30 protein-coding genes and 1 tRNA gene are annotated in these 24,270 nt (G+C 66.5%); 12 read left to right on the forward strand and 19 right to left on the reverse strand.

Annotation, left to right across the window (positions count from 1 at the left end; genetic code table 11):
• Positions 1-33 precede the first annotated feature (33 nt).
• The 5 genes from ACI2LY_RS06045 (at position 34) to ACI2LY_RS06065 (ending at position 2,835) form a co-directional block, all read left to right on the forward strand.
• Positions 34-435, forward strand: coding sequence for a hypothetical protein (locus ACI2LY_RS06045; protein WP_404706082.1), 402 nt, complete (start codon positions 34-36; stop codon positions 433-435).
• Complete coding sequence (locus ACI2LY_RS06050; RefSeq protein ID WP_404706083.1) at positions 432-824, forward strand: hypothetical protein; 393 nt, start codon at positions 432-434, stop codon at positions 822-824. Before ACI2LY_RS06045 ends, ACI2LY_RS06050 begins: the two co-directional genes overlap by 4 nt.
• A 117-nt stretch (positions 825-941) precedes the next feature.
• Positions 942-2,096, forward strand: a complete 1,155-nt coding sequence (locus ACI2LY_RS06055) for a helix-turn-helix domain-containing protein (RefSeq protein ID WP_404706084.1) — start codon at positions 942-944, stop codon at positions 2,094-2,096.
• Between the two features lie 155 nt (positions 2,097-2,251).
• Positions 2,252-2,659 (forward strand): ATP-binding protein, encoded by a 408-nt coding sequence (locus ACI2LY_RS06060; RefSeq protein WP_404706487.1) that lies wholly within the window; start codon positions 2,252-2,254, stop codon positions 2,657-2,659.
• Positions 2,656-2,835 carry a hypothetical protein gene (locus ACI2LY_RS06065; protein ID WP_404706085.1) on the forward strand — a complete coding sequence of 60 codons (180 nt, stop codon included), beginning with the start codon at positions 2,656-2,658 and terminating at the stop codon, positions 2,833-2,835. Before ACI2LY_RS06060 ends, ACI2LY_RS06065 begins: the two co-directional genes overlap by 4 nt.
• 548 nt (positions 2,836-3,383) lie before the next feature.
• Here the strand turns inward: ACI2LY_RS06065 and ACI2LY_RS06070 are convergent.
• The 11 genes from ACI2LY_RS06070 to ACI2LY_RS06120 form a co-directional block, all read right to left on the reverse strand.
• A complete protein-coding gene (locus ACI2LY_RS06070; protein WP_404706086.1) occupies positions 3,384-4,787 on the reverse strand; it encodes a tyrosine-type recombinase/integrase in 1,404 nt (467 codons plus the stop codon).
• The gene (locus ACI2LY_RS06075) at positions 4,787-4,984 is read right to left on the reverse strand and encodes a helix-turn-helix domain-containing protein (protein ID WP_366571352.1); all 198 of its coding nucleotides are present in this window, start codon (positions 4,982-4,984) and stop codon (positions 4,787-4,789) included. The genes ACI2LY_RS06070 and ACI2LY_RS06075 overlap by 1 nt, the downstream gene beginning before the upstream one ends.
• On the reverse strand, positions 4,981-6,387 hold the full coding sequence (repSA, locus tag ACI2LY_RS06080) for a replication initiator protein RepSA (RefSeq protein WP_404706087.1): 1,407 nt from the start codon (positions 6,385-6,387) through the stop codon (positions 4,981-4,983). Before repSA ends, ACI2LY_RS06075 begins: the two co-directional genes overlap by 4 nt.
• Before the next feature lie 88 nt (positions 6,388-6,475).
• A complete protein-coding gene (locus ACI2LY_RS06085) occupies positions 6,476-6,790 on the reverse strand; it encodes a SpdD-like protein (RefSeq protein ID WP_404706088.1) in 315 nt (104 codons plus the stop codon).
• 24 nt (positions 6,791-6,814) lie between these two features.
• Positions 6,815-6,970 carry a hypothetical protein gene (locus tag ACI2LY_RS06090; RefSeq protein WP_404706089.1) on the reverse strand — a complete coding sequence of 52 codons (156 nt, stop codon included), beginning with the start codon at positions 6,968-6,970 and terminating at the stop codon, positions 6,815-6,817.
• A gap of 12 nt (positions 6,971-6,982) precedes the next feature.
• On the reverse strand, positions 6,983-7,174 hold the full coding sequence (locus ACI2LY_RS06095) for a mobile element transfer protein (RefSeq protein WP_387649222.1): 192 nt from the start codon (positions 7,172-7,174) through the stop codon (positions 6,983-6,985).
• Positions 7,175-7,192: 18 nt separating this feature from the next.
• Positions 7,193-7,855 (reverse strand): DUF2637 domain-containing protein, encoded by a 663-nt coding sequence (locus ACI2LY_RS06100; RefSeq protein WP_404706090.1) that lies wholly within the window; start codon positions 7,853-7,855, stop codon positions 7,193-7,195.
• Positions 7,855-8,058: a hypothetical protein gene (locus tag ACI2LY_RS06105; RefSeq protein WP_404706091.1), complete on the reverse strand. Its 204-nt coding sequence runs from the start codon at positions 8,056-8,058 to the stop codon at positions 7,855-7,857. The genes ACI2LY_RS06100 and ACI2LY_RS06105 overlap by 1 nt, the downstream gene beginning before the upstream one ends.
• Before the next feature lie 76 nt (positions 8,059-8,134).
• Positions 8,135-9,490 (reverse strand): FtsK/SpoIIIE domain-containing protein, encoded by a 1,356-nt coding sequence (locus ACI2LY_RS06110; RefSeq protein WP_404706092.1) that lies wholly within the window; start codon positions 9,488-9,490, stop codon positions 8,135-8,137.
• A 2-nt stretch (positions 9,491-9,492) separates the two neighbouring features.
• Positions 9,493-9,849, reverse strand: a complete 357-nt coding sequence (locus tag ACI2LY_RS06115; protein WP_404706093.1) for a hypothetical protein — start codon at positions 9,847-9,849, stop codon at positions 9,493-9,495.
• 138 nt (positions 9,850-9,987) lie between these two features.
• On the reverse strand, positions 9,988-10,767 hold the full coding sequence (locus ACI2LY_RS06120; protein ID WP_404706094.1) for a GntR family transcriptional regulator: 780 nt from the start codon (positions 10,765-10,767) through the stop codon (positions 9,988-9,990).
• 18 nt (positions 10,768-10,785) lie between these two features.
• Here ACI2LY_RS06120 and ACI2LY_RS06125 point away from each other — a divergent pair, with 18 nt between their 5' ends.
• Positions 10,786-11,250, forward strand: a complete 465-nt coding sequence (locus ACI2LY_RS06125; protein WP_404706095.1) for an NUDIX hydrolase — start codon at positions 10,786-10,788, stop codon at positions 11,248-11,250.
• Positions 11,251-11,750: 500 nt separating this feature from the next.
• Positions 11,751-12,554 carry a hypothetical protein gene (locus ACI2LY_RS06130; RefSeq protein WP_404706096.1) on the forward strand — a complete coding sequence of 268 codons (804 nt, stop codon included), beginning with the start codon at positions 11,751-11,753 and terminating at the stop codon, positions 12,552-12,554.
• A 291-nt stretch (positions 12,555-12,845) separates the two neighbouring features.
• Here the strand turns inward: ACI2LY_RS06130 and ACI2LY_RS06135 are convergent, their stop codons facing one another.
• Positions 12,846-14,687 carry an ATP-binding protein gene (locus tag ACI2LY_RS06135; RefSeq protein WP_404706097.1) on the reverse strand — a complete coding sequence of 614 codons (1,842 nt, stop codon included), beginning with the start codon at positions 14,685-14,687 and terminating at the stop codon, positions 12,846-12,848.
• A 439-nt stretch (positions 14,688-15,126) separates the two neighbouring features.
• Here ACI2LY_RS06135 and ACI2LY_RS06140 point away from each other — a divergent pair, with 439 nt between their 5' ends.
• Complete coding sequence (locus ACI2LY_RS06140; RefSeq protein ID WP_404706098.1) at positions 15,127-15,543, forward strand: hypothetical protein; 417 nt, start codon at positions 15,127-15,129, stop codon at positions 15,541-15,543.
• Positions 15,544-15,900: 357 nt separating this feature from the next.
• Here the strand turns inward: ACI2LY_RS06140 and ACI2LY_RS06145 are convergent, their stop codons facing one another.
• The 5 genes from ACI2LY_RS06145 to ACI2LY_RS06165 all read right to left on the reverse strand — a co-directional run bounded on the left by ACI2LY_RS06145 (position 15,901) and on the right by ACI2LY_RS06165 (position 18,364).
• Positions 15,901-16,044, reverse strand: a complete 144-nt coding sequence (locus ACI2LY_RS06145; protein ID WP_404706099.1) for a hypothetical protein — start codon at positions 16,042-16,044, stop codon at positions 15,901-15,903.
• Between the two features lie 254 nt (positions 16,045-16,298).
• A complete protein-coding gene (locus ACI2LY_RS06150; protein WP_404706100.1) occupies positions 16,299-16,601 on the reverse strand; it encodes a hypothetical protein in 303 nt (100 codons plus the stop codon).
• Positions 16,598-17,329: a GntR family transcriptional regulator gene (locus tag ACI2LY_RS06155; RefSeq protein ID WP_404706488.1), complete on the reverse strand. Its 732-nt coding sequence runs from the start codon at positions 17,327-17,329 to the stop codon at positions 16,598-16,600. Before ACI2LY_RS06155 ends, ACI2LY_RS06150 begins: the two co-directional genes overlap by 4 nt.
• Positions 17,330-17,337: 8 nt before the next feature.
• Positions 17,338-17,562, reverse strand: a complete 225-nt coding sequence (locus ACI2LY_RS06160) for a hypothetical protein (RefSeq protein WP_404706101.1) — start codon at positions 17,560-17,562, stop codon at positions 17,338-17,340.
• 523 nt (positions 17,563-18,085) lie between these two features.
• Positions 18,086-18,364, reverse strand: a complete 279-nt coding sequence (locus ACI2LY_RS06165) for a hypothetical protein (protein WP_404706489.1) — start codon at positions 18,362-18,364, stop codon at positions 18,086-18,088.
• A 78-nt stretch (positions 18,365-18,442) separates the two neighbouring features.
• Between ACI2LY_RS06165 and ACI2LY_RS06170 the strand changes: the two genes are divergently transcribed.
• The 4 genes from ACI2LY_RS06170 to ACI2LY_RS06185 all read left to right on the forward strand — a co-directional run bounded on the left by ACI2LY_RS06170 (position 18,443) and on the right by ACI2LY_RS06185 (position 22,127).
• Positions 18,443-19,195 (forward strand): GntR family transcriptional regulator, encoded by a 753-nt coding sequence (locus ACI2LY_RS06170; protein WP_404706102.1) that lies wholly within the window; start codon positions 18,443-18,445, stop codon positions 19,193-19,195.
• Positions 19,192-19,437 (forward strand): hypothetical protein, encoded by a 246-nt coding sequence (locus tag ACI2LY_RS06175; RefSeq protein ID WP_404706103.1) that lies wholly within the window; start codon positions 19,192-19,194, stop codon positions 19,435-19,437. Before ACI2LY_RS06170 ends, ACI2LY_RS06175 begins: the two co-directional genes overlap by 4 nt.
• A gap of 63 nt (positions 19,438-19,500) precedes the next feature.
• Positions 19,501-19,576 (forward strand) — tRNA-Arg (locus ACI2LY_RS06180).
• Positions 19,577-20,012: 436 nt separating this feature from the next.
• A complete protein-coding gene (locus tag ACI2LY_RS06185; RefSeq protein ID WP_404706490.1) occupies positions 20,013-22,127 on the forward strand; it encodes a LamG domain-containing protein in 2,115 nt (704 codons plus the stop codon).
• A gap of 162 nt (positions 22,128-22,289) precedes the next feature.
• Here the strand turns inward: ACI2LY_RS06185 and ACI2LY_RS06190 are convergent, their stop codons facing one another.
• Together ACI2LY_RS06190 and ACI2LY_RS06195 are read right to left on the reverse strand one after the other, a co-directional pair.
• Positions 22,290-22,799 (reverse strand): O-acetyl-ADP-ribose deacetylase, encoded by a 510-nt coding sequence (locus tag ACI2LY_RS06190; RefSeq protein ID WP_404706104.1) that lies wholly within the window; start codon positions 22,797-22,799, stop codon positions 22,290-22,292.
• Positions 22,796-24,214, reverse strand: coding sequence for a phytoene desaturase family protein (locus tag ACI2LY_RS06195; protein WP_404706105.1), 1,419 nt, complete (start codon positions 24,212-24,214; stop codon positions 22,796-22,798). Before ACI2LY_RS06195 ends, ACI2LY_RS06190 begins: the two co-directional genes overlap by 4 nt.
• Between the last annotated feature and the right edge of the window lie 56 nt (positions 24,215-24,270).

Here is a 24,270-nt window from a genome sequence, read left to right on the forward strand (position 1 = left end):
TTGCTGTCAGACCCGCCCGGTACGTTCCGCACCATGGCAGAGAGACCGACGATGCGCTGGCGCAGGGGCGTGGCCGAGGAGGCCGCAGAGCTCGCCGCCGGCACTCTGGACCCCGACTGCGGGTGCATGGCCCAGCTGTTCCCCGAGACACTCTTGCGGGCGACCGACGCCGTACTGGACGTGTTCGAGGCCGAGTTGCACACACTCGCAGAAGGAGAGGACGCACATATCTTCGCCGCGGTGGAGCACGTCGTCCTCTCCCTGAACGCCGTGAACGAAGCTCACGACGAATGTGCCTTTGAAACCGATGAACGCGAGCAACTGTGCGCCTACATCGATGCAGCGCTCACCGAGCAGGGAGTCGACGTCACATCTCTGACCGCAAGACACGGCCTCGATCGGCACGAACTGACGGATCGGTGGCGGGACTGGTGAGCTACGACATCTACTTCGTGACCCGGCGCGACGGACAGACCTGGGACGAGGCCATGGAGGCACTGGAAGACGCGGCCGACGACAGCGAGGGGTTGGTCCCTGCCCACCTCCTCGAAGCATGGGACCGCATAGTCCCCGAGGCCCGGCCGCTACTGGGCGAATCGAACCTCACGGACTACCAGCACGAGTCCCGGGAGCTCAGCCAGTCGGGCACCGGCATCACCCTGTCCCTGTACGGCGAGAGCTTCGCATCCATCGTCGAGAGGGAGACGGGACTGACGGCGTACGACCCCCAACGGGACCGCGCGCTGACAGAGGGCCAACCGGAAGGGGCGGCAGAGTTGATGTCGAGGATCGCCGAAGATCTGCGCAGCCGCTATGGGAGTTGATCGACCCCCGAATGAGATCGGCGGGTGCCGCAATCACGATTGGTGCCAGGCTCCCGGTTGTTACCACATATCCACGCTGCCTATGTACCGTCGGGAGTGAGCACCGAAGGAGGGCCCATGTCCGACGAACACGGCCTCGGGGATCGGCTACGCGACATCCGCAAGCGGCGCGGTCTCTCGCAACGCGAACTGGCGCAAGCGTCGAAGGTCAGCCACTCACTGATCACCAAGCTGGAACAGGGGGTGGTCACCGACACGCGCCTGGAGACCGCCCGAAAGCTGGCCAACGCCCTGCGGGTGCCCACGTCGGCCCTGGTGACCCGGGCGCCCGCTGAGCCCCGCCCCGCGCCCGAACCGTGGCAGGCTCTCCAACGTGCGGTGGAGCGCCCCGCCCAGCAGCCCGATGAAGAACCGACGATCCGAGGTGTCCTGACTGGCCTGGAGAACGTCCGGGCGGCCCACTTCGGCAAGCGGATGCGCGAGGCCGTGGACCTCTTGGTCCCGCTGCTGAGGGATGCTGAGGCCCTCGGAGACTCCCCGGCCGTACGCGCGGCCCGCGCCCAGCTTCTCCAGATCGCCGGATCGACCCTGACGGGTGCCCGCCAGTTCGCCGCCGCCGAGACCGCGCTGCGCCGAGCCCTTGACGAAGCCCCGGACCGTCTCCGGGCCGCGAGCGTCGTCACCACCTGGACATGGCTGCTCGTACGGCAAGGACGGTTCGACGCAGCCCGCGACCTGGCGGTGAAGTGGGCGGACGACACCGAACCGCGCTTGTCCCGGGCGACCGCCGAGGAGATCGCAGCCTGGGGCTGGCTACTGATCCAGGGACAGGCAGCAGCGCTCCGGGACAACCGGGGAGGCGAAGCCGCCGACATGCTGCGTCTCGCCCGGTCGGCGGCGGTCGCCACCGGCCCGCTGGCACACGGTGACGTACGGATCGCCACCTGGGGCCCCGCCACGGTCGCCTACAAGGCCGCCGAGCAGGGCGTCGTGACGGACAGGCCGGAGGAGGTCTTGGAGATCGCCGCCCGGCTGAAGGGCGGCAACGGTTCCGAATACCACCGCCACCGGCTCGACGTGGCGAAGGCGTACACGATGACGCGACAGCACGGACGCGCGCTGGAGGTACTGGGCGAAGTAGCGGCCGAGGCGCCGGAGTGGATCGCCGAGCAGCCCTACGCCCGTGACACCCTGGCCGACACGATCACCCGGCGCCGCACCGTCACCGACGAGACGCGCCAACTTGCCGACCTGGTGGGCCTACCGCTCTGAACTACGCTTTTGCTACTTTGATCTGACGAGCCACCAGACTGTCATTGAGCCCCGGGCAGTGGTTCCGCCACGGTTGAGAGCATGAGCCGTTTCCCATGCTCCACTGACTCCTCGTGTCGACCACAGAAAGCCCCGGACGGGGGCGCCCGGTGACCATGACCACCACATCCCGTCCGACCGGGCACCCCGGCTACAGCGAGACCCTGCTACGCGAGCCGGAAAGCGCCGCCACGGCGCGGCGCCTTGTACGTGCGGCTTGTACCGCGTGGGGCCTGGAGAGGCTCGCCCAGGATGGTGTCCTGGTCGTCTCCGAACTGGTGGCCAATGCCGTTCGGCACGCCCGTCGTGAATCCATCCGCGTGATCGTGGAGCGCACCGCACCGTGCACCGTCCGCGTGGCCGTGGCGGACTTCTCCCGTACGGTGCCCACGCTGTGCCCGCCGAAGGATGACGAGGAGAACGGGCGCGGTCTATTACTCGTGTCGGCGTTGGCGTCGGATTGGGGCACCGATGTACGGCGCTGGGGGAAGGTCGTCTGGGCCGATCTGGAGGAGCGCGAGTGACCACCGACGAGACCCCAGGCCGCAGCTTGGCTCGAGCCCACCTGTCGCAGCTCATGGACATGTTCGGCACGGACGGCTGCTTGCGGATCCGCACGGCCCCTGCCCATGACACAGGCGCCTCGGCTTCGGATATGGCCCCCGAGGGTGACGAACCGGGTCATGACGAGCAGACCTGATGCCTTATTAGAGTCCTGAGGGAGAAGGCGGCGCCTACCCGAACGCTCAGTGGCCGCAGCCTTCTCCCATCCGGAGATGACTGACGGCGATCTGACAGGACCGCATTATCTGCCCGCGCTGCGCCGACGGGCGCGCGCCCAACGCGAACGGGCCGGCCGATGAGTGCGTCCCCGCAAGGAGCGGCGCGGTCAGAACAACCCTCCAGCGGGGTAATCAGGGTCCGAGATTGAAGACTCCGTGTGCGAGTGCCGACCGTGGGGTGTGAACGACCAAACCCCCCGGCGCGCACCGAGTTGGAGGCAGTACGTCCATCGACACACCAGGCGCCTTCTAAGCGCTTGGCCGCAGGTTCGAGTCCTGCCGGGGGCGCGTCTTCTGGCCCTTCCTCCGGGAAGGGCTTTTTGCTGGTCAGGTGAGGTTCCGGTGGGTATGACGAGGCCCCGGCCTCTCCCCCGACGATCATGGGAAGACTCCGGGGCCGTCCGGCTGTCACCGGGTTTTGGCGGGTGGCCGTGTCGAATACGTGTCGAAGTTTTCGTGGGCCCCGTCAGCCGACATCCGGCCGCTCGGGCAGATCTCCGGCAGCCTCCAGCCGCCGTTTGAGATCGGGAAGCTGTCCTTCTACACACCGGGCGTAGGTGGCCAGAAGCACGGGCACGCTGTTGCCGGCCCAGTCGGCCACCTGTGCGGGCGGGATCCCGTCGTTGAGCCACTTGGTGAGGCGGGTGTGCCGGACGTCGTACACCCGCTTGCCAGTGGGCGACTCGAAGACGTGAGTGGGCAGTACCGCTTTGCGGGCGCCGCGCCAGGCTCGGCGGATGACGGAACCCGCCAGGACGCTGCCCTTCTCCCCCTGAAACAGCAGGTCGCCGGGGCGAAGTTCCTCGTTCTCGATGTGCCGCCGCAGGATGCGCGTCAGGGCCGGATGACCCGGAACGGTGCGCGTCTCCCCCTCGGCACGACCCTTGAGATCCCGCTCTTCATGGATCTTGCCGGTGTCGGTCCACTGCTTGCCCACTTCCGGCGTGGCTGTGTGGATCAGCAGCTCGCACCACTGGTCGCGGCTGTCGGGGTCCGGCAGCGTCACGTCCTCCACCCGCATCGCCACGGCTTCCTCGGGGCGCGGTCCGCAGTAGTACAGCGTGGCGAAGAAGGCGTGCAGCCGCTTGCCTCCGCGCGGCCGGCGCCGGACCCAGTCGAGAAGGGCCGCAGCCTGATCCGGGTTGACCAAGGACCGCTTGTCCACGGCGTTGGTGGTCTTCGTGGCGGCCGTCGGCTCCTTCCCCTTGGGAAGCGGGTTGGTCCGCAGGATGCGCCGTCGGATCGCGTGCTTCATGGCGACGTTCAGAATCCGGCGATGCCGCTTACGGGACCACGCGGCAGCCTGCCTTCCGTCGAGAAGCGTATCGAGGGCCCGCAGGACCTCATCGACCTTGTCCGGCTCCTCCCAGGCCGAGACGGGCAGCGAGTTCCGCTCCACCCACTGAAGGATGACCGCCACATCACCGGGAGCCGCAGCGCGCTGATTCTTGTTGAACGCCCACTCGCGTAGGGCTGTGCGAACCGCGGCCGGTTCGAACTGGGCGGGCTTGGTTCGAAGCAGTGCGATCGTGGTCGCCGTCATCGTCTTGGCAAGGTTCTTCCGGCTGTTGCCGCCGAGTTGAGCCCAGCGCGCGTCCACGTACTCGACGGCGAACTTGTACCAGCTCATGGCAGCCGACTTGGAACGGTGCGACACCGGCAGGCCGGTCGCGATGACGAACGCCTCCCCCTTGCCGGTCGCGGAGATGAGTTCCGAGCGGAAGCCCTCCGCGAGCGCGACCGTGCCGAACGGCTCACGCCAGCGCTTCCCCGCCACAACCCATCGCACTGTGTGGGTGGTCTTCCTGGCGCCCTTGTAGGTGAGGATCTTGTAGACCTTGACGTCGTAGGTCGTCTCCGTCGTCTCCATCAGGCGGCGTCCTCACGGTCGTCCAACCAATGTTCGAGGTCGCTGCGCCGAATCCTGAGATCGCCGTTCGGGAGCTTGATGCAACGCGGAGCGCGTCGCTTGGCCCGCCAGTCGTAGAAGGTCGAGCGGGAGACGGCCAGTTCCTCGCAGACCTCCGCGAGCGTGAGCATGTTCCGTGACCGAACGGCCGTGGTCATTCCGCGCTCCCTTCGGCCCGGAGTGCGTCTCGGGCGGTCTCGCGGTTGGTCTGGAGGTCGCGGGCGATGGTGGCCGCGAGGGCCGCTTCGCCGGGAGTGTGGCCGTGGCCGGCGTACTGCCAGTCGGCCAGGACGAGGACCGTGTCCGGTTCTCGGTCGGCGAGGCCGAGGGCAGCGGATTCCTGGACGGCTCGGTAGTCGGCGCGTTCCTGGCGGAGGCTGCCGAGGGTGGTGGAGTAGGTGCGCGACTTGGACGAGAAGTGCCCGCGGAATCCGAGCATGTGCGCCCAGGCCCAGAGCCGTCGGTCGGGGTACAGGGCGTCCAGGTCGCGGCACGCTGTGATGAGCCGCCGAACGTGGTCGGGGACGCGGTGGCGGTCGAGTTCGGCGAGTTCGCCGATACGGCGGTCGAGGGTTCCGGTGTTCTCGGCGGCCTTGGTCGCGTACTTGGCGACGTACGAGGCGACGGCCTGCTCGGTGATGTCGGAGCCGTCCCCGAAGGCTTTGACCGGGCGGACATCGAGTTGTCGGCCCCAACGGAAGGTGCGCCCCGGCTGGTCGCCGGCGGCCGGAACCGAGACGGACGTGTACGAGTGCGAGGCGGCAGCGCGAACCGCGTCCGTGAGGAGATCAGCCGTGGCCCAGGCGGGCGGCGGAGCTCCGGGGCCGTCGGGACCGTCGAGCCGCACGACGGCGTGGAAGTGCAGGGCTCCGCGCTTCTGGAATTCGGCGACCTTGCTGTACGAGACGCGCAGGTACTCAGCGAGTTCCCGGCGGGGCAGGCCGGCGCGGGCGGCGAGTTCGCGGCGGAGGCGCGTGGTGAAGCGCTGCCAGAGCTGACCGGCGTGGTTGTTGAAGAGGACCGCACCCGCGTAGTCGTAGGTGTCCGGGTCGAGCGGTGTGCCCAGTTCGGGGCTCTCGGGGGTGTGCGGGGTCCCGCAGCGGCACGCACCACGGTCGGGGCGGTTGTGGACCGGGCCGAAGGATGGGGCCGTGAGGGTGGCGAAGACGCGCGGGTGTTCGCGGACAGCGGCGGGGATGTCCCGTCGTTCGTCTCCGGCGAGGCCCGCACGGATCAGGTGGTACGTGTCGCCCGCGTAGGTCCAGGCGCAGGCGGGGCAGCGGGACGCACGGCGGTTGCCGCAGGCGAGGCGGAGTCGGCCGCCCGGCTCGTTGGCGGTGGAGTAGTGGTGCAGCGTCTCGCCGGTGGACTTGTCCTTGTGGAGGGTCCAGCCGGTGAGGTGGACAGGGTCGGAGCAGCCGCCCGTGCGGCGGATCTGGTCTTCCCAGCGGGAGTACTCGGCCGCCGAGGCGACGCGGAGAACGTCCCCGAGGATGATCGGGTCGAGCCGTTGAGCGGACGTTGCCGGCTTTTGTGTCCTGGGTGTGGCCCGGTAGGCCATGCTGGAGGTTCCTTCCGGTTGCGAGATCGGACAGGGACGGCTCCTGGGCGGCGGATGCTTGGCGGTATCGAGGCCGCCCAGGAGTCGGTCAGCGGCGCCTGGCGTCCGAGGCGAGCAGGGAGCGCAGGACGACCGCGCAGACGGCGACCGAGGCACCGGTGATGGCGACCGCCAGGAGCAGCGAGACCAGGACGGTGCCGAGGACCAGGACGACTGCCGTACCGCCGCCGACCAAGGCGAGGGCGGTGCCGGGCGTGAGCTGGACGACCGGACGGGCCGGCGCGGGGGCGACAGGTGACGGCGGGGCCGGGGTGTCCTGGCTGCCGACGGTGACGCTGGTCGGTTCGATCACGACGGGCAGACTGATCGGCTGCGGCATGGTCGGGAGTTTGGGCCGGAACATGGGCGGTTCTCCTTTCGTGACGGGCTACTTGACGGCGGTGTCGATGACGGGGGCCAGCACGCTGTCGGCCAGGAGGTAGCCGCCGAGGAGGAGCACGGCGATGAGCCACCAGGGCGGGCGGATGAACTTGACGCCGAGGCAACCGACGGCCAACAGGGCAAGCCAGAGAGGGACGTTCATGGACGGTGTCTCCTAGCGGACGTGGCAGCGGTGGGTGCGAGCGGCGAGCTGGGCGGCCGTCTGGCTGGAGTAGTCGGCGGACCAGCCGCAGCGGTCGGCGGTGCAGACGGCGGCGTGCGTGGTCCGGCCGCTGCGGTCCCGGTGCGTCCCGATCTGCACGGGACCGATCCGCATCACGGAGTGGAAGTTCTCGCGGGCAGGCATCGCGGGGTCTCCTTCCGGTCAGGCAAGTTGGGCGGCGATCGCGTCAGCGAGTTGGGACGGGACGCCGAGGCGGGATCGGAGGGTGTCGGGGTCGATCGGAGATCCGGTGCGAGCGCGGTACTCGTCGGCGACCTTGCGGGCGTGCTCGATGAGGACAGCGGGGACCTGCGGAGGGGGTGCCACCGGCGACGTCGAAGCGGGTTCGTCCGTGACGGGAGTGGGGACCACGTCGGGCTCGGACACCACTTCCGGTTCCAACTGCTCGCCCTCCGGCGCGTCGGCAATGGCTGCCGGTGGAGCCTGGTTCGGCTCCGTCTCGGGCGAGTGGGCAAGGAGCGTGCCGCCGAGAAACGCGACTGCGGGCCATCCGGCGATGCCAAGACGGAGCAGTGCGGGCGGGTTCGCCAGGTCGAGGAACCCAGCAGTGGCGACGTTGGCGCCGAGCGAGGCGAACAGCGCGACGACGAACCAGCACCAGGCCAGCCGGGATGGTCCATCGCTGCGCAGGCGCCGCCAGGCGGCGACCAGGAGCAGGTCGACGCTGACCGGATACGCCCACGCCTTCCATCCGTTCTGCCCGGCAGCGGCGGCCAGGTCGTGCAGATGGGCGAAGGAGAGGGCGCCGGCGATGACGGCCTGGACCAAGACCGCGTCGACCCGGAGACCGCGACGGGCTCCCATCAGGAGTCACCGGGGCGGGCGGGGCCGCCGTCGGAGTCGTAGCCGTCGGGGAACATGCCGGGCGGCGGCTCGGGCAACGACACGGCGAGGGCCGGACTGACGACCTCCACGAAGTCGAGGTCGGCGCCGTCTATGTCGGCGTACAGGGCGAGTTGACCCAGCAGGAGCACGGTTCGGGCGAAGTCCTCGCAGGCGGGGCACATGACGGTTCTCCCTTGTTCGGGCATGGCGGGGGTAGGGACATGGCGCGGGGGTGGTCGGCCAAAGGGGCCGGAACAGTCAGGCAGTGGCCGAGGACGCCCCGGCCAGCGAGACGGGCGCGGCGGCGGAGGCGGAGAGAACGGGCCGGAATACGGCCAGCTCAGGCAGAACCGGGGTCCGGTCGGCGTACCGGTTGCAGATGTTCACAGCCTGACGGAGCGAGGTGTGCGGGGCGCGGATGCGATGCCAGCCCCCGGAGGAGTCGCCCGCGATGGCGAGCCCTCGCATCTCGGCAGGGATCTGGATGGCGGCGAGAACAGCGTCCGGGGCGATGTCACCGAAGGCCATGTTGGCGGACGTCTCGTCGTTGACACGGTGGGCGGTGCGGCCGGTGAGCTGGGCACGGAGCATGGTGATGCCCTTGCCGAGTTCGGAGCCGAAGCGCTGCCCGCAGATTTCGAGGTAGATGCCGGCCGCACGTCCGAGCTGGGCGAGACGGACCAGAGCGGTGATGATCCGGTCTCGGCGCTTCTCCTCTTCCTTGCTGGCGTACAGGGCGAGTTCCGCGACCTCGTCGACCAGGACCACGACCGGGACCGGGCGCAGGCCGTCGGGGAGGTCCCAGATGTCGGCGGCGATCTCCGCATCCGGCACGTCAGAGGTGATCCGCTGCTGTGACCGGATGAGCTGGTAGACGCCTTCCATACGGCTGACCAGCGCATCGAGCACTTCAGCGGCGGTGTCGGCGTCGTCCGCCAGCGCGGAGAACCGACGGGCCAGGGGGTACAGCTCCACCCCTTGCTTGCAGTCGATACCGACGAGGGCGACGTCCATCGGAGCGAGTCCGGCGACCAGGTTGCGTTGGTAGACGGACTTCCCGGACTCCGTGGCGCCGAGGGTGAGGGCGTGAGGTATCGCCCGGTAGTCGCGGTAGTGCACCGAGCCGTCCTGCCGCAGGGCAACCGGGACTCGCATGGGCCGCGGGTCGGTCTCGGTCGGCATCTGCACCCGCTTGAGCACGTCGTAGCCGGTCATCCGCAGCTCGACGACGCCGGACCGGACCTCGCGCGAGGTGACGCCGTACATCGAGAACGAGTGCCGTAACCGGTCCGCGGCGGCAGCGACGTCGAAGGCGTCCTGTCCGGGGCGCAGCTTGAGCCGCAGGACCAGGCCGGTTCGGGTCGGCCTCATCCGCAGGATGCGCGGCGAACGCGGCTCCGGTATCGGCCGGTTGGTGGCTCGCGCCAGGGCGAGGCGCCACCGCGCGGCCGGAACCGTCAGCCCGCAGGCGTCCATGACCGACCTGTACCGGACCAGGACCCGCACCACTGCCAGCGTGACCCCGAAGGTCAACCAGTACCAGGCGGGGCGCCGCCACCGCAGGAGACCTACGGCAGCGGCGACCAGCACCAGGGCGACCGCGTAGACGGTCATGATCACGCCGCCTCGGCACCTGCGGCAGCGCCCGCGAGGGAAGTGACCGCGACCGCGCGGAACGCGATGCCGTGCCGCTTCTGACCATTGAAGTCGTTCTCCCACGGCCGGGCGATCAGACCGGTGAGCGCGACGGGCGTGCCCATGGCCAGTTCACCGGAGATACCCGGCTCCGGGACAGTGACGGCAAGGATCTCCACCTCCTCGTTGGCCGCGAACATCACGTCCACCGTCATGAGCTTCGCCCCGGTCTCGGTGTCGGTGGCGATCTCACCGGTGCGGCGGTCACGGACCTTGACCTGCGGGGACTTGGCGACCATGACGACGGCGCCGGAGGTGTCGACGGGGATCTGACGCACAGAGATCACTCCTCTATAGATGCCGCACTCCTGCACTCATGTATATGAGTGATACGAAGAAGAGTGCATGACTCCTGTACATGAGTCAACCCGCCGCGAGGAAGAACTCACGACGGGCTGCGCAGAATTGAGCGGCCGTCAGTCGTCGGCAGGGATCCGGTACTCGAAAACGAACTGGTCAGCGGCCATGAGGGTGTCGCACACCTCGACGACGAGACCCGCGGTTGTTCGGGCTTCGCGGATCAGGTGGACTACGGGAGCCCCTGGGCTCAGTGCCAGCTCCGAGCACTCCGCCTTGGAGGCCGGCCGCGCTTGCAGCGTCTCGACGAACTCCGCGAACTCGTGACCGTGGTCTTCGAGTCGGGCGTAGATGCCACCGCCGCCCGGATTTTCGGCGAACAGTTCCGGGATGTCCTTCACTACATCCCAAGGCAGGTAGGACGTCGCGGACTCGACCGGAGTGCCGTTACGGAAGTAGAGACGCCGACGGGCCAGCACCTGCGCGCCGACAGGGACGCCCAGACGCTGCGCGGCGTCCTCGGGCGCGTCCATGGGGCCGATGTAGAGAACACTGACTTTGGCAGTGGCGCCGGACTGTGCCGACTCGGCGAGGTAGGCCGCCTGCCCTCCCTGGCGGAGCGAGCGCCGGAAACGGTCGGAAGAACGGTGCCGTACCGGAGGCCGGCTCTTTACGATCGAGCCCTTGCCGTGCCGGGTCTCAACCAGCCCGCTCGCCCGCACCTCGACCATGGCTTTGCGGATCGTCCCCCCAGAGACGCCGTACCGCTCCACCAGCTCGGATTCACTCGGCACCATGTCACCGGGCTTCAGGATCCCCGCCCGGATCTGCTGCACGATCTCGTCCGCGATCTGCACGTATCGAGGCCCGGAACCGACCCCTCCCGCCGCAGTTCCCATAGTCCTTCTCTGCCTCCTATGCTCCTTTACATGAGTCAACCACAGGAAGTGAACCCGTCTCCCCTGCACTCCGTGTCCGTGGCCGGAGTGGTTGTGCGCGAGGACGGCCGCCTCCTGGCGATCCGCCGAGCCGACAACGGCGCCTGGCAACTCCCCGGCGGCATCCTCGAACTCGACGAGACCCCCGAGGCCGGCGTGGCCCGCGAGGTCCTGGAGGAGACCGGCATCCACATCGAGGTAGACGAACTGACCGGCGTCTACAAGAACTTGCCCCGCGGCATCGTGGCCTTGGTCTTCCGCTGCAAGCCGTCCGGCGGCACGGAGCGCACGTCGAGCGAGTCCACGGCTGTCTCCTGGCTCACGCCGGACGAGGTCAGCGAGCGTATGTCGGAGGTCTTCGCGGTCAGGCTGCTGGATGCCTTGGACGGCAACGGGCCGCATGTGCGGAGCCATGACGGCAAGCGCCTGATCCCAGCGGGATAAGACTTTCTCTACTTCATCAAGGCGGCTCGCTCCGCTCCCCGCGCGTGGCACGGGCGCCGGCCGGGCCTGCGCTCCTGTCTCCGCCCCGCTCCAGCCCGGCCGGCGCCCGTGCCACGCTCATGGCGATCAGCCACTTTAGGCGAGAGAAGAGGTACGCCGCGGCTGGGCGGTCGGCTCAGCTTTCAGTCTCTAGGTTTCACGCCTCACGCACACTGGTCCTCGCATAAGCTGACCACTCGAAAGATCGTCCACGCACAGTGAACTCAGCGGCTCCAGTTTCACAGCATTACCCAGCCGGCCGCGCGATTGATAGGGCATCCATCATGGGCGGGGGAACCTCCAAGTACTTGGTCGAGTACTCATTCGTCAGCAATTGCACGCAGGCATCCATTCTGTCGCCGGCCTACCTTGACGGCGTAACAAAAAGACATCCCTCTCTAATCAAGTCACACATATACGCCATCTGCACCCGCTCTCGCATCACAGTACCAAGCGGAGGAGTGATCATTGGCGAAGATACAATAAAAGTGACCTTCCTATCACAATTCAGGGATGCAGTAAACGAGGTCACTTTCGAGAGACCCAACTCTTTCGGGATCGCGGGATTGCACGCTTCCAGCGAGTGGCCCCACACCGAGGTAACCTTCCTGGACGGCGACGGCCAGGTACGCCTGCAGGCCACTGCCGCCAACCTACTTACCTCTTTGGCCAGCGACTACGAAATCGGGGAAATCGATGAAGTCCATAGAGAATTTCTGGATCTAGATATCGCCTACATCGGTCGCGCTTATGGTACAAACGGAAATCGCAATGCGATCAGTAGGCTAGCGAATCACGAGACCTTGCAGCGGATTCAAGGAGAAATGGCCATGAAGCGCCCAGACTTGGATCTTTGGCTAGTCCCACTATCCTTTCAAGGTTTCTCAATCATAGGCGAATTCGGCACCTGGACCGGAACGGTTACAGATGCCGAGGAGCGCGCGCATGCAGAGGAAGTCGAGCACTGCCCGATTCCCGAGCCGCAGCGCGTCGCACTTACAGAGGGTGCTTTGATCAAGTACTTCGACCCCGAGTACAATAAAAACCTGAAAGGAACATTTCCCAGCCGCAACCACAAAGACTATTCAGCGGTGTATTCAAAAGAATTGATCGGTGCGGGTTTTGACCTCGAAACCACACAAGTCGGTACACGCCTCGGAAGCGCCAAGATTCCTCACTTCTGGGCTCACGCGACAGTCTTTTCTCTTCGCACTGCGAGCGAGAAACGTTCCATACTCGATCTCACATCGCCCATGCAAGGATGAGACTCCCGCCTGCGCCATCACCCCCTCTCAAATCCGGAATTTTGGCGCGCTCACCACGTAAGGCGGCGGGGCCGTCTCTGAGCCGCGCGAGGCCACCAAACAGCGCCCGCCGACAGAACCCACGGAATCTGAACTGGTCAGATCCGTGGGCTTCTTCTTGCCGCTGGCGAGCGGAGGTGATGTAGTGATCAGTAGACGGTTACTGATCACAGTGGCCGACACTTGCCAGGTCCGCTGAGACGTCGCCGGCCTTCCTCTGTATTCCACAAGCTCCAGGCCGACCAAGAGCGATTAGACATCGATCATCTGCTTCATAGCCGTAAACCATCCGACTACCTCGTCAAGAACACCCAGTTGGGTCAGGCTCTTTTCAGTGATCCTGTCAGCATTTGAGCAGAGTCGCGACTTGACGTTTTTAGGCTTGAGTGGCTTGTGTCCGGCCACCTCCTTTAGAGCCTCGGAGACCTCTCTAGAGATATCGCTCAGGGCTTGAGACTGGGGAGCAAAGCCAACTCCCGGGAAGATGGCTTCAATGACTTCGGGAGCAAAGTAATTCTCAATCTCCCTGAAAGCCGTATGCGTAGCCTTCACTCCAATTCTGGCGTTCAACTCATTAAGCTGGCGAGTGTGCGCGACGAACTCTGGGTCGTCCGGATGATTATCTCTATCGAAAAGATAGAACTCAGGAATCGCCAAATTCTTCCATTGGCTGACCCAATGACCTAGGTTGTCTCCGCCCAAGGGGATGAAGACGACCTGTCCGGACTGAGTCAGCTTCGCCAATTCAAAATCGATCAGGCCGGACTTACTCAAGGATTCGTGCACGCCAAGCAGAAAATCAATGTCCGTGGCGCCCTCAACACCGATGAACAGTTTCACATCGTGGTCGGGTAGAACCCCTAGGTCTTGCGCAAGCCTCTCCACCCCAAATGGGTCAGGTCCGTCAATATAAGTCTTGTCCTCTTCCTTCACAACGCGGCGCAGAGACTGGATGGGGATTAGACGGGCGAGTGATGGTGAGTGAGTCGTGATCATTACTTGTGAATCGTCCAACTCGCTAAGCAGCAGCAAGTTCATCAGAAGCTTCCGCTGCATGCTCGGATGCAGCGCCGTTTCTGGTTCCTCGATGGCATAAATCATGGTGCGTCGCTGCGATTCGTCGGCCGCCGCTTCAACCTGTGCTCTGAAGAAATTCATGAGCAACAAACGTCGGGATCCACTTCCCCATTTATTTACAGGGACAGTGTCCTCATCCGTAAGACTCACCTTAAACACTGATTCCCATTTCGGGTTGGTCGAACGCGGTGCAAGCGAAGAGGCCATTTCTGGGTTGATGGCCGCCATGCCCCGGACAGTCTCGTCCAGAATCGGCTGAACCGCTTGGTGAATCTCCGCGGCAATCGCATCTAGGGCCTCACGATGCTGCTGCACGGCACGAGTGATGGCCGTTTTTATAGGGTCTTGCGCCTCACTATCCTGATCTGTGCTGGCCCTATCCGCGCGAAATAGCGAGAAGCTTGGAAGCTCCTTACGCAGCGACTCCCAAATTCTTTTTCCATCCTCCTGCTTCGCTAGCGGAATGTACCTCTCGCCGATTTCCAGAGTCTCGGCATTCATCCAGATTGCTCGGCGCATCTCAACATTACTGGCTTTATTTACACCCGAGAGATCAACCCCGAGTTCCCCAGCCCTTTTTTTGAGCTCCGTATTCTTCAGTGAAATCAAGTCGTCGTAGCCTTCTGCAGACGGATGAGCACACAGCGCTGCAACGCCAGACGGCTTCGGGGTGGCCAGACTACAGTTGTAGGTCTTTCGGATTACTAGCAATCCGTTACGTGAGAGCAGATGTTCGTCTTTTAGATTGGTGACGGCCTGCGCATCGAGAACGAGTTGTTCAGGGAATCCATCAAAGGTGCACTCGATCTCCACCTCGCCATCGTTCGAACCCCTGCACAAATCATCTTTGTCTGGAGCCTTTTCCGAGAAGAAGATCTCCAAGGCTTCAAGCAGTGTCGACTTACCTGAGTTATTCATCCCCGCCAAGGCAGTGAACTTGGAGATCGGAACCGACACTTTTTCGTTGATGCCGCGAAAGTTTCGGAGCGAAACTGCAATCAGCCTCAATGCAATCACAAGCCTTCGATCGTGCCGCACTCCCAGGTCATCGGAGTGACTTGAGATTCTCCAAGAAGCTAAAGGTGTGCTGCAACCACTTTGAGAAAGTGAAGGCATTTACGGCTATATGCCCGAAAATTCTGCTCCGTGGAAAGACGCGCGAGGCCATCCATCACATTGGCGTGCCAGACCCGTGTCAGATCGCGTGGTGACACTACGGGGAACAGCGGGGCCTGGTCAGCTACCCGCGACCAGGCTCCGCCCGGTCGCGGGTAAGCGCGGCAACCGCCTCTAGGTCGCCTTAGCTTCCCAACCTGAGAGCCGATCGCTGTCCGATAGCCTGTTCCCTGTGCCGGTCGCTCAGGCGCCAACGGGCGCCCTTCAGCTGAAGTGGGAACTTCAGGACCATGGTTGGGCGAGGTGCCACCTGGCCGATGACTCCCATCAGGCTTCGCTCGTGGTCAGCTACTGCACCGATGCATTGGCGGATCTCGTGGCAGCTGCAGGAGGGCTGTACGGGCAGCTGCGCACAACCCGATTCTTCTTCGACGCCGAGCCGCAGGAACTCCGCTGGGTGCTCCGTGCCACGGATGTACTGATCGACGTGACCATCTACGAGTTCCCCGATGTCTCGGTCAGCCCCGACCTACCGGACACCGCCGGCACGGTGATCTGGCAGTCGGCACACTCGCGTCGCTTGTTCTCCCACGCCGTGCTGAACGCCGCTCAGACTGTGTTCACAGAACACGGCGAGGCCGGCTATCAGGCCAAGTGGATGCTCCATCCCTTTCCCGTCGCTCTGGTCCAGGACCTCCGCAGACTGCATCTGCGTGACGACGCCTGCAGTCTGCCCCACGACCACTCACATCCCTAGGCGAACGAGGGGTTCCTGACTTCCCGAGGCTCCTGCGGTGACACCCGACGTGAAGCAGCGAGAGTGAGTGTCTGGCTGCGTGACAACGCCGACGAACAGCGGCGGACGAGCGCGGTCTCCAGCGGACCATCAGCGCCGGTAGCAAACGGGCCAGCCCAAGGCAGAACCCCCTACTCAAGTCGCTTCGGGACGAAGGAGTCACCGCGCAATGTCTCGTCGCCGCGGTTCCGCCGTCGCCGCTTGCTATGACAGACGCCGATCGAGCAGCGTGGCCGATGCTGGCGGGGGCAGAGCTACACACGCGCGCCTGATCGGTTGATGCACCCGCCGTAGTGGCTGACTGTCGTTGGCCGGGGCTCAGACCTGGGTCCGCCGCACGCCAGTGCACGCGATCAGCCTGATGCCGTCATCAGTGAGGAGCAGCATGAACGTCCACGAGCCATCGGCAGCTTTGATCTGCCCCAGGCGAACCGGATCCTGATACCGGCCGAGCAACTCCACGGCGCGTTCCAAGTTCGTGGTCTCGATGCCACGACGACGCGTGAGCCGCAGCCTGCGCCCATCGACACGGGCGAGCGACCCGTAAGCGTCCCTCCCGCAAGAACTAGGGTGGTCGGTCGGCTCCGAGGGGCAGAGAGGCAGGGCTCTACTTCCTCACCGGAAGAGAAGAGCGGAACCCAGCACGGTGGCTGGGTTCCGGTCCGCAGGTGAAAGCACAGCACCTTTCTCGTCAAGCGCCGCTTCATGGCATGTCTTCAAAGTCCCAGGGGTTCGCCCTCCGTCAGCAAGTAGTTTCGGCTGATTGCGACTCGAAGGACATCGCGCAGTGCGCCGGTCAGCTCCCGCGCCAGGCTGTGGAGCTCGTCCGGTTCCGCGTCTGCGTCGTCGAGAGTGTCCTGTGCCTGTTCCAGGATCTCAGCCGCAAAGCCGAGTTGGGCCGACTCGATGTTGTCCGCCAAGCGAGAGATGTAACCGCTTCCGTCGTCGGTGCTCAGGTAGCAGGGCTTGCCTTCCGGACCCACCCAAGGAAGAAGCCGGAGTTCGCTCGGGGCTGTCATGGCGAGGGATGCCTCTCGTTGATCACGTGGTGGGAGGTGAAGACCGCGTCGATGCGATCTCCCGGGAACGCCAGGAGCGCGGCCTCTGTGACGCGTCCGGTGGAGTCGGTGGCAATACGGGTGACGGCGAGGACAGCCGTCGCGGAAGGGATCTTCAGGGCCGAGGCTTCGCCCGGTGTCGCTGAGCGAGCGCAGACCGTCTCCCGAATGGCGGCCGGTGGCGGACCAACGACGGCGAATCTTGCGAGCGCTTCTCGGCGCGCGGGGGCGTCGTCGAGTACGCCAGCCGGCGCCAGATCGCGTGGCGTGTAGATGCGAGCCAGTCCCTGGGGCGTCTCGCCGTCGAGACTGAGGCAAGAGAGCTCCGCAAGGGGGCTGCCTGTCGGCACCATCAAGAGAGCTGTGAGGCTGCCGCGGGCCGGGACCGTGGCGCTATGAACGGTGATGCGCAACGCCGGTCCAGTGGCCGTAAACGGGTCCAGCGTTCCCCAGCCGCCCACGTACATGATCTTGCGGGGCGCGCACCGGACGAAGTTGCCCTTGCCGTGGATTTTCTCGACGAGGCGTTCGCCCTGGAGTACTGCGAGGGCACGGCGCAGTGTCACCGTGCTCACGGCGTACTGCTCGGCCAAGGCCGCCTCGGACGGGAGTCGTTCGCCGGGTTCGAGACGGCCGGACGTGATCTGCTGCCGTAGGTCGTCGGCGATGTCATGGTGGCGAGGAGGCATGAGTGCCGTCACCGCCTTCTCGTAGGCCGCACGGCAACGAGTCGGGTACGCGTGTGCATGGTCAGCAGCTCGCCCGACTCGAAGACCAGTTGCTTCGCCCCGTGAGGGAGCTGGAGCAGGTCGCTCACGCGGTAGGCGCAGCCGCCGAGTTGGATGACGTCGCCGCGCTGCACCGTGCTGGCAGTGATTTCGACGCTCGATACCGGTGCGCTACCGGCGAGCGGGGGCCTCACCGCGTCACCACCACGGGCGCGGGCAGGTCGACGGCCCGATGGCACAGGCAGTCGCACGCTTCGTAGATCACCGGGAGATCGATCGGTGCCGGTGCCGGCGGCGACTCCACGCAAGCGGAGTGCGTACCGATGTGGCAGGCGGTCGAGCGGTAGGGGCCCGGCATACCTTCCGCGATCGATGACTGTCGGCAGGGCGGCATCAGCGGACCCCCGCAAGGGTCGACCACGCTTCGGCGGATAGGTGAGGGGCAACAACCACAGCGCGAGGCCGCACGCGCCTCTTCCGCGCCAGCACGTACGGGCGGACCAGGGCGACTTCCTCACCGACAAGCGGGGCCAGACGAGCCTTCGTTGCGGAGGGCCGACGTAGGACGACGGTCGATGCGTCGGTGGGCACGGCGGAGAAGGCTTCGACCGCAGGGGTCGAGGGCCGTAAGGGGCGGCGATGCCTGCCCTTGGTCGAGGTCCGCACCCTAGATAGGGAAAGGGCACGGCGGATACGGTTGAGCACGCTGCTCAGCTCCTATCGCTGATGGCTCGGTCCCCCGACATCGCCCGTCGTGGGGACCGCTTTGCGTACGACCGCCCAGAGGGTGCGGGCGTTCAAGCTGGTGGCGAGGAGGCCGAATTGGTCGGCCGCAGACACCGCGTCCAGGACCTCTCGCCATGTCTCGGCGGAGACGTCGTCTGGCATCTCCGCTTCGACCGTCGTGTGCCGGGGATGTTCCTCCACTCGCGTGAGAAATCCGAGGGCGGACAGCCGGGCGGCGATGCCCTCCGCGCTAACTCCCGAAGCGGGCACAGGGCAGCCTCCGTCACCGGCGATCACTTTCAGTGAAGCTAGTTAACTAGGTTAGGGCTAGTGGACTAGATTTTCCATATGTCTGAGCAACCGCCGTACCTCCGCATCGCCGATGAGCTGAGGCGCCGGATCGCGGAACGTGTGTGGGAGCCGGGAGACCGCCTGCCGTCCCGTGCTCAGATCGGCCAGGAGTACGGCGTGGGCGAGAACGTGGTGCGCCGGGCGCAGGAGTTGCTGATCTCCCAGGGAGTGCTGGAGGGCCGCGCCGGTTCGGGCACGTACGTCGCCGAACCCCGGCGGCGCGTGCGGGTCGTACGGTCTTCCGCGCGGGAGCAGCCCACGGGCTCGCCGTTCCGGGCGGACATGAAGGCCGTCGGCAGGCAGGGCGACTGGGAGAGCCGGACGGACGCCAAGGTGCCGGCCCCCGCGGAGATCGCGGCGCGGCTGGGGGTCGACGAGGGCGCGTTGTGCGTACGGACGACGTACGAGTTCCTCGCGGACGGCAGGCCCGTCCAACTGTCCACGAGCTGGGAGCCGTACGACCTCACCGCTGGCACCCTTGTCGTCCTTCCCGAGGGAGGGCCGCACGCGGGCTCGGGCGTCGTGAACCGTATGGCCGCAATCGGCATCACGGTCAGCCACGCGGTGGAGCAGCCGGAGCCGAGGCAGGCGACCGCCGAGGAGGCGTCGCTACTCGGCATCCAGAAGGCCGCGCTCGTCACGCACATCAGGCGGACGTACTACAGCGACCAAGGGCGGCCCGTGGAGACGGCGGACATCGTCGTGCCCGCGGCGCACTGCGAGATCGTCTACGAGATCCCGATCGCATGACCGCCGCTGATCACGTCGAGAGCAAAGAGGACCTGGCGGCGCTCGTACGTTCTCTGCGTCGGAGTTACGCCGAAGGTGGGGACTCGTGGGAGAACGCGGACCTTCCGAGCTTCCTCGACGCCTTGGCGGCATGGATCGATGACTCGGATGGCTGGTACCGCAATACCGGCCAGGAGGTGCCGCCCAACGGTGACTGGGCGTTCTTCGCGCGCGCTCTGCGAGCCGCGGCCGTCTATGAGTAAGTGAGGCCCTGTCGAATAGGAGTCGAAGGTCAGCCGGTGGCGCGGGCTGCACGAGAATCGACCAGGTCAGCGGCGATGCGACGCTCAACCCACCGAGCGCCTTCTAAGCGCTTGGCCGCAGGTTCGAGTCCTGCCGGGGGCGCACTTCTCTGCCCTTGCGTCGGGGAGGGCTTTTTGCTGGTGGAGTCACAGCTCATCTCCCGACTCGCCCCCCGCTGAACCTCGATCAGAATCGCCGCAACGCGTTCCACAGCCGCTTGAAGGAGCTACGGGCTCAGGCTCGGCAACGGGCGCGGGAGTTGCCCTTCAGCTTCTAGTACGCCAGCCGGACATCGTGCTCGGCCGATCGAGGCTGCCCCCAAAACTTTGGCAGGTGTGAAGCTGTCCGGTGTCGGGCCAGGTGCTTTGGGGGGCGCCGGGGCTATCCGCCCCCACCCACAAGTGAAGGGAAAATCCTCTTCGGCGATGTCAGTGGCCTCTGTTAGTTTCATGCGACTCGTGTGATCCACGAGCTTCAAAGCTGCACAGGGGAGGGCCGCTTGACCATGTTCGGAAGGACAGGCAGACGCAGACGGATGGTGGTGGGGAGCTGCGCTGTTGCGCTACTGACCGCGGCTGCCGGTACGGCGCACGCGGTGGACAACCTGCCGCCGAAGCAGCCGCTCGTCCAGGATCTCCAGACGCAGAGCAAGGCCTGCGCAACGGGCGACGACACGTCATACGTGCCGCAGCCGCCGAGGCTCAGCGCCATGTTGTACGACCCCGAAGAGGACAACCAGCCCAGCGAATTCAGCCCGCTCACCGGGGAGTTCGAAGCGTGGTGGACGGACGCAGCGGGAGTGGAGCAGCGCCGCACCTACACCACTAGCACCTTGTCGTCGGGGTCGCGTTTCTACTGGACGATGCCGACCGACATCCCGGCCAACACGGTCGTGTCCTGGCATGTCCGCGCGAACGACGGCAAGGCAACCTCCGCATGGAGCGATGAGGGCAACGGCTCGGTCTGCTCGTTCGTGTACGACGACGTGAACCCCGAGAAGGCGACGATCAGCTCCCCCGAGTATCCCAACCCCGACACGGTGTTCTGGGTGGACGGGGTGGGCGTCTACGGCCACTTCACCATGGACTCGCCTTCCGACGACGTGGTGTCGTACACGTACGGCTTCATGGGAGGCCCTTACGGGACCGTCTCCGCGGAGTGGCCGGGCGCGGCCGCGACCATTCCGTACCTGCCGCTCACTTCAGGGCCCAAGTCGCTGACGGTCCGCGCGATCGACCGGTCGGGCCGGAGCAGCGGCGAGTCGTCGTACGACTTCAACGTGAAGGTCGGGCGTGCCCCTGTGGCCCGCTGGAAGCTGGACGACCCGGCAGGCTCACGTTCGGCCTCCGCCGAGGTGGGCGCCGAGGCACGTGCCGGTACCGGCGTGACCTTCGGTGGCCCCGCGCCCGCGGGTACCGGAGCCACCGCCACCGTCAGCCTTGACGGCAGCGGCCACGGCTTCCTCACCCCTGACGCGCCGGCCACCGACATCAGCAAGACCTTCGCCGTGAGCGCCTGGGTACGGCCCGCCGAAACCGGCCGGAACATGACCGTCGCCAGCCAGGACGCGGACGGGAAGCCCGGCTTCAGCCTCGGGCTTCGCAGCCAGGATCCCGGCCCCGTCTGGTCGTTCGCGATCGCGGGCGCGCGGGTGTCCGGTGGCGCGCCCGAGACCGGCGAGTGGGCCCACCTGTTGGGGCTGTACGACGCGGAAACAGGTCGTGCGCGGTTGTACGTCAACGGCCATGAGGTCGGCACCGCGGCAGAGGCGAAACCCGCCGCGACGGCCGGCGCGTTCCAGATCGGACGTGCCCGCGGGACTACCGGCTATCGTGACCGGTGGCACGGTGACATCGGTGATGTACAGGTCCACGACCGGGTCGTGGTGCCGGACGAGGCAGCCGAACTGGGAGGGCGCAAGCCGAAGCTACTCGGCCACTGGTCGCTGGAGAACGCGGCGGACGGCGTGAGTCCCGAGCAGTCGGACGGCGCCCCGCTGCGGCTCGGCGCAGGAGCGTCGATCTACCGCGGCTCGGACAATTCCTGCATCCCCGAACTCGACCCCGACTGCACCTACGTACCGCCGCCGCTCTCCGGCGACGGGCATCTGCGCCTGGACGGCGAGACCGGGTACGCCGCTGCTGACGGGCCCGTCGTGGACACCGGGGACAGTTTCACCATCGGCCTCGTCGTCCGCCTCGCGGACTCCGAGCCGACCCACCCGATGACAGTGCTCTCCCAGGCAGGCGAGCACACCGAAGCGTTCAAGGTCCGCTACGAGCCGTCCACGCGCAGCTGGCAACTGGTGATGCCGGAGAAGGACGAGGTCGGAGCCCCCGAGAGAGTGGTATCCCAGATCACGGGCGCGGACGGCGGCGCGGGGCAGGGTCATCGACTCGCCGTGATCTACGACGACGGGACCGACACGATCAAGCTTTACCTCGACGGGTACACGAACGACAAGGCGACCGCGAGCCTGCCCAACGGCTGGCACAGCACCGGTGCCCTCCAGATCGGCCGGGGCAAAGCCGGTGACGGCTGGGGCGAGTACCTCCACGGCGATGTGGACGAGGTGCAGGCATACTCCGGTGCGCTGCGGGACCAAGACGTGACCGGCCTGGGCTGGACCACGGATCCCTGTCTGTGCTGATCTGTTCGTACTGAGTCCAAAAGTCTCGCTCTCAGACGGCCCGCCGAAACCCAGTTTTGGCGGGCCGTCGGCTGTTGCGGGCTCGGCGAGGACACGGTCTTCGCAATCAAGCTGAACTGGCCCGCACAATAGCCGCTTGGCCCATCAGCCGGCCGACTCCGCTCACCCCGCCACCCCCTCGAACACCCCAAACGTCCCCCCGTCGAACAACACGAACCGCACCTCCTCCACCCCCGTATCAGCCGACCGCACCGTCTCCACCGCGACCCGGGCCGCCTCCTCCACCGGCCACCGATACACCCCCGTCGAGACCGCCGGAAACGCGACCGACCGTGCCCCCAGCTCATCCGCCACCCGCAGCGACTCCCGATAACAGGACGCCAGCAAGGCCGGATCGGAGCCGGGTCCCTGCCACACCGGGCCCACCGTGTGGATCACCCACTCCGCCGGAAGATCCCCTGCCGTCGTGGCCACCGCCTCGCCCGTGGGGAGGCCGCCGCCGTAGTGGGAGGCGCGGAGGTCGCGGCAGGCTTCCAAAATGGCAGGGCCGCCGCGGCGGTGGATCGCGCCGTCCACACCTCCTCCGCCCAGCAAGGACGAGTTCGCCGCGTTGACGATCGCGTCGACGCGCTGCTCGGTGATGTCGCCCTGGACGAGGGTGATCGTGGTCATCGTTGCCTCAGCCTTCTCCAGACTTCCTTCGCCGCGTTGTGGCCCGACATGCCGTGTACCCCGGCGCCGGGGGGAGTCGCGGAGGAGCAGAGGAAGACGGCGGGGTGGGGGGTGCGGTAGGGGAAGAGGGTGGGGCGGGGGCGCAACAACAGTTGGAGGCCGTCCACCGCGCCGCAGGCGATGTCGCCGCCGATGTAGTTGGCGTTGCGGGCCGCCAGTTCGGGTGGGCCTGCTGTCGCGCGGGCTAGGACTCGGTCTCGGAAGTCCGGTGCGAAGCGCTCCAGTTGGCGTTCGATCGCTTCCGTCAGGTCGCCCTGCCAACCGTTCGGGACGTGGCCGTAGACCCAGAAGACCTGCTTGCCCTCGGGGGCGCGGGTGGGGTCGGCCACGCTGGGCTGGACCGTGATCAGGAACGGGGGGTCGGGGGCGCGGTTCTCGCGGGACGCGGCGCGTAGGGCTCGGGCGATCTCGGCCTTGTTCGCGCCCAGCTGGACCGTGCCCGCTACGCGTGCCTCGGGGGCGGTCCAGGGGACGGGGCCGTCCAGGGCGTAGTCGATCTTGAAGACGCTGGGGCCGTAGCGGTAGCCGTCGTAGTAAGCGCCGAAGCCTGCGATGCGGGCCAGGGCCGTGGGTGAGGTGTCGAAGATGTAGGCGCGGGCCGGTGGGAGGTCGTCCAGGCGTTTGACCTCGTAGTCGGTGTGCACCGTGCCGCCCAGGTCGAGCAGGTACCCCGTCAGGGCGTCCGAGATCGACTGGGAGCCGCCCTGCGGTACCGGCCAGCCCCGTGCGTGTGCGGCCAGGGCGAAGACCAGGCCGATCGCGCTGGTGGCGAAGCCGCTCAGCGGGGCGATCGTGTGGGCTACCAGGCCGGAGAAGAGGGCCTTGAAGCGCTCGTCGTGGAAGCGGCTCATCAGGGCCGTGGCGGGCGGCAGGCCGGCCAGGCCGAAGCGGGCCAACGTGAGTGGGTCGCGGGGCAGCGCCGTCAGCGGGAGGGACATGAAGTCCCGCAGCAGCGTGTCCCAGTGGTGCAGGAACGGGGTGATCAGGCGGCGGTACGCCCCTGCGTCGCGCGGGCCGAAGGAGGCTGCGGTCTCGGCGACTGAGCGGGCCAGCACCGCCGCGCTGCCGTCCAGGAACGGGTGGGCCATGGGCAGCTCGGGGTGCAGCCAGCGCAGCCCGTACCGCTCCAGTGGCATCGCGCGGAACGCGGGTGAGTTGACGCCCAGGGGATGCGCGGCCGAGCAGGGGTCGTGCCGGAAGCCGGGCAGTGTCAGTTCCTCGGTGCGGGCGCCCCCGCCCACGGTGGACCGCGCCTCGAAGACGGCCACGGAGAAGCCCCGGCGGGCCAGCTCCACGGCGGCGGTCAGCCCATTCGGCCCCGCTCCCACCACGACCGCGTCCAGCATCGACGGCACCTTCCGACCCCCTCGTCAGCCGATGGCAACTCGGATCAGCATAGGCCGGGGCACCA

The organism is Streptomyces sp. NPDC002176, from assembly GCF_044903645.1.
In the GTDB taxonomy this organism is placed as follows: Bacteria; Actinomycetota; Actinomycetes; order Streptomycetales; family Streptomycetaceae; genus Streptomyces.

Coding starts and splice junctions, on each gene's coding strand:
- ACI2LY_RS06045 (WP_404706082.1), top strand. CDS start 34: ATGGCAGAGAGACCGACGATGCGCTGGCGCAGGGGCGTGGCCGAGGAG.
- ACI2LY_RS06055 (WP_404706084.1), top strand. CDS start 942: ATGTCCGACGAACACGGCCTCGGGGATCGGCTACGCGACATCCGCAAG.
- ACI2LY_RS06060 (WP_404706487.1), top strand. CDS start 2,252: ATGACCACCACATCCCGTCCGACCGGGCACCCCGGCTACAGCGAGACC.
- ACI2LY_RS06070 (WP_404706086.1), bottom strand. CDS start 4,787: ATGGAGACGACGGAGACGACCTACGACGTCAAGGTCTACAAGATCCTC.
- ACI2LY_RS06075 (WP_366571352.1), bottom strand. CDS start 4,984: ATGACCACGGCCGTTCGGTCACGGAACATGCTCACGCTCGCGGAGGTC.
- repSA (WP_404706087.1), bottom strand. CDS start 6,387: ATGGCCTACCGGGCCACACCCAGGACACAAAAGCCGGCAACGTCCGCT.
- ACI2LY_RS06085 (WP_404706088.1), bottom strand. CDS start 6,790: ATGTTCCGGCCCAAACTCCCGACCATGCCGCAGCCGATCAGTCTGCCC.
- ACI2LY_RS06090 (WP_404706089.1), bottom strand. CDS start 6,970: ATGAACGTCCCTCTCTGGCTTGCCCTGTTGGCCGTCGGTTGCCTCGGC.
- ACI2LY_RS06095 (WP_387649222.1), bottom strand. CDS start 7,174: ATGCCTGCCCGCGAGAACTTCCACTCCGTGATGCGGATCGGTCCCGTG.
- ACI2LY_RS06100 (WP_404706090.1), bottom strand. CDS start 7,855: ATGGGAGCCCGTCGCGGTCTCCGGGTCGACGCGGTCTTGGTCCAGGCC.
- ACI2LY_RS06105 (WP_404706091.1), bottom strand. CDS start 8,058: ATGTGCCCCGCCTGCGAGGACTTCGCCCGAACCGTGCTCCTGCTGGGT.
- ACI2LY_RS06110 (WP_404706092.1), bottom strand. CDS start 9,490: ATGACCGTCTACGCGGTCGCCCTGGTGCTGGTCGCCGCTGCCGTAGGT.
- ACI2LY_RS06120 (WP_404706094.1), bottom strand. CDS start 10,767: ATGGGAACTGCGGCGGGAGGGGTCGGTTCCGGGCCTCGATACGTGCAG.
- ACI2LY_RS06125 (WP_404706095.1), top strand. CDS start 10,786: ATGCTCCTTTACATGAGTCAACCACAGGAAGTGAACCCGTCTCCCCTG.
- ACI2LY_RS06150 (WP_404706100.1), bottom strand. CDS start 16,601: ATGACAGCCCCGAGCGAACTCCGGCTTCTTCCTTGGGTGGGTCCGGAA.
- ACI2LY_RS06155 (WP_404706488.1), bottom strand. CDS start 17,329: ATGCCTCCTCGCCACCATGACATCGCCGACGACCTACGGCAGCAGATC.
- ACI2LY_RS06170 (WP_404706102.1), top strand. CDS start 18,443: ATGTCTGAGCAACCGCCGTACCTCCGCATCGCCGATGAGCTGAGGCGC.
- ACI2LY_RS06175 (WP_404706103.1), top strand. CDS start 19,192: ATGACCGCCGCTGATCACGTCGAGAGCAAAGAGGACCTGGCGGCGCTC.
- ACI2LY_RS06185 (WP_404706490.1), top strand. CDS start 20,013: ATGGTGGTGGGGAGCTGCGCTGTTGCGCTACTGACCGCGGCTGCCGGT.
- ACI2LY_RS06190 (WP_404706104.1), bottom strand. CDS start 22,799: ATGACCACGATCACCCTCGTCCAGGGCGACATCACCGAGCAGCGCGTC.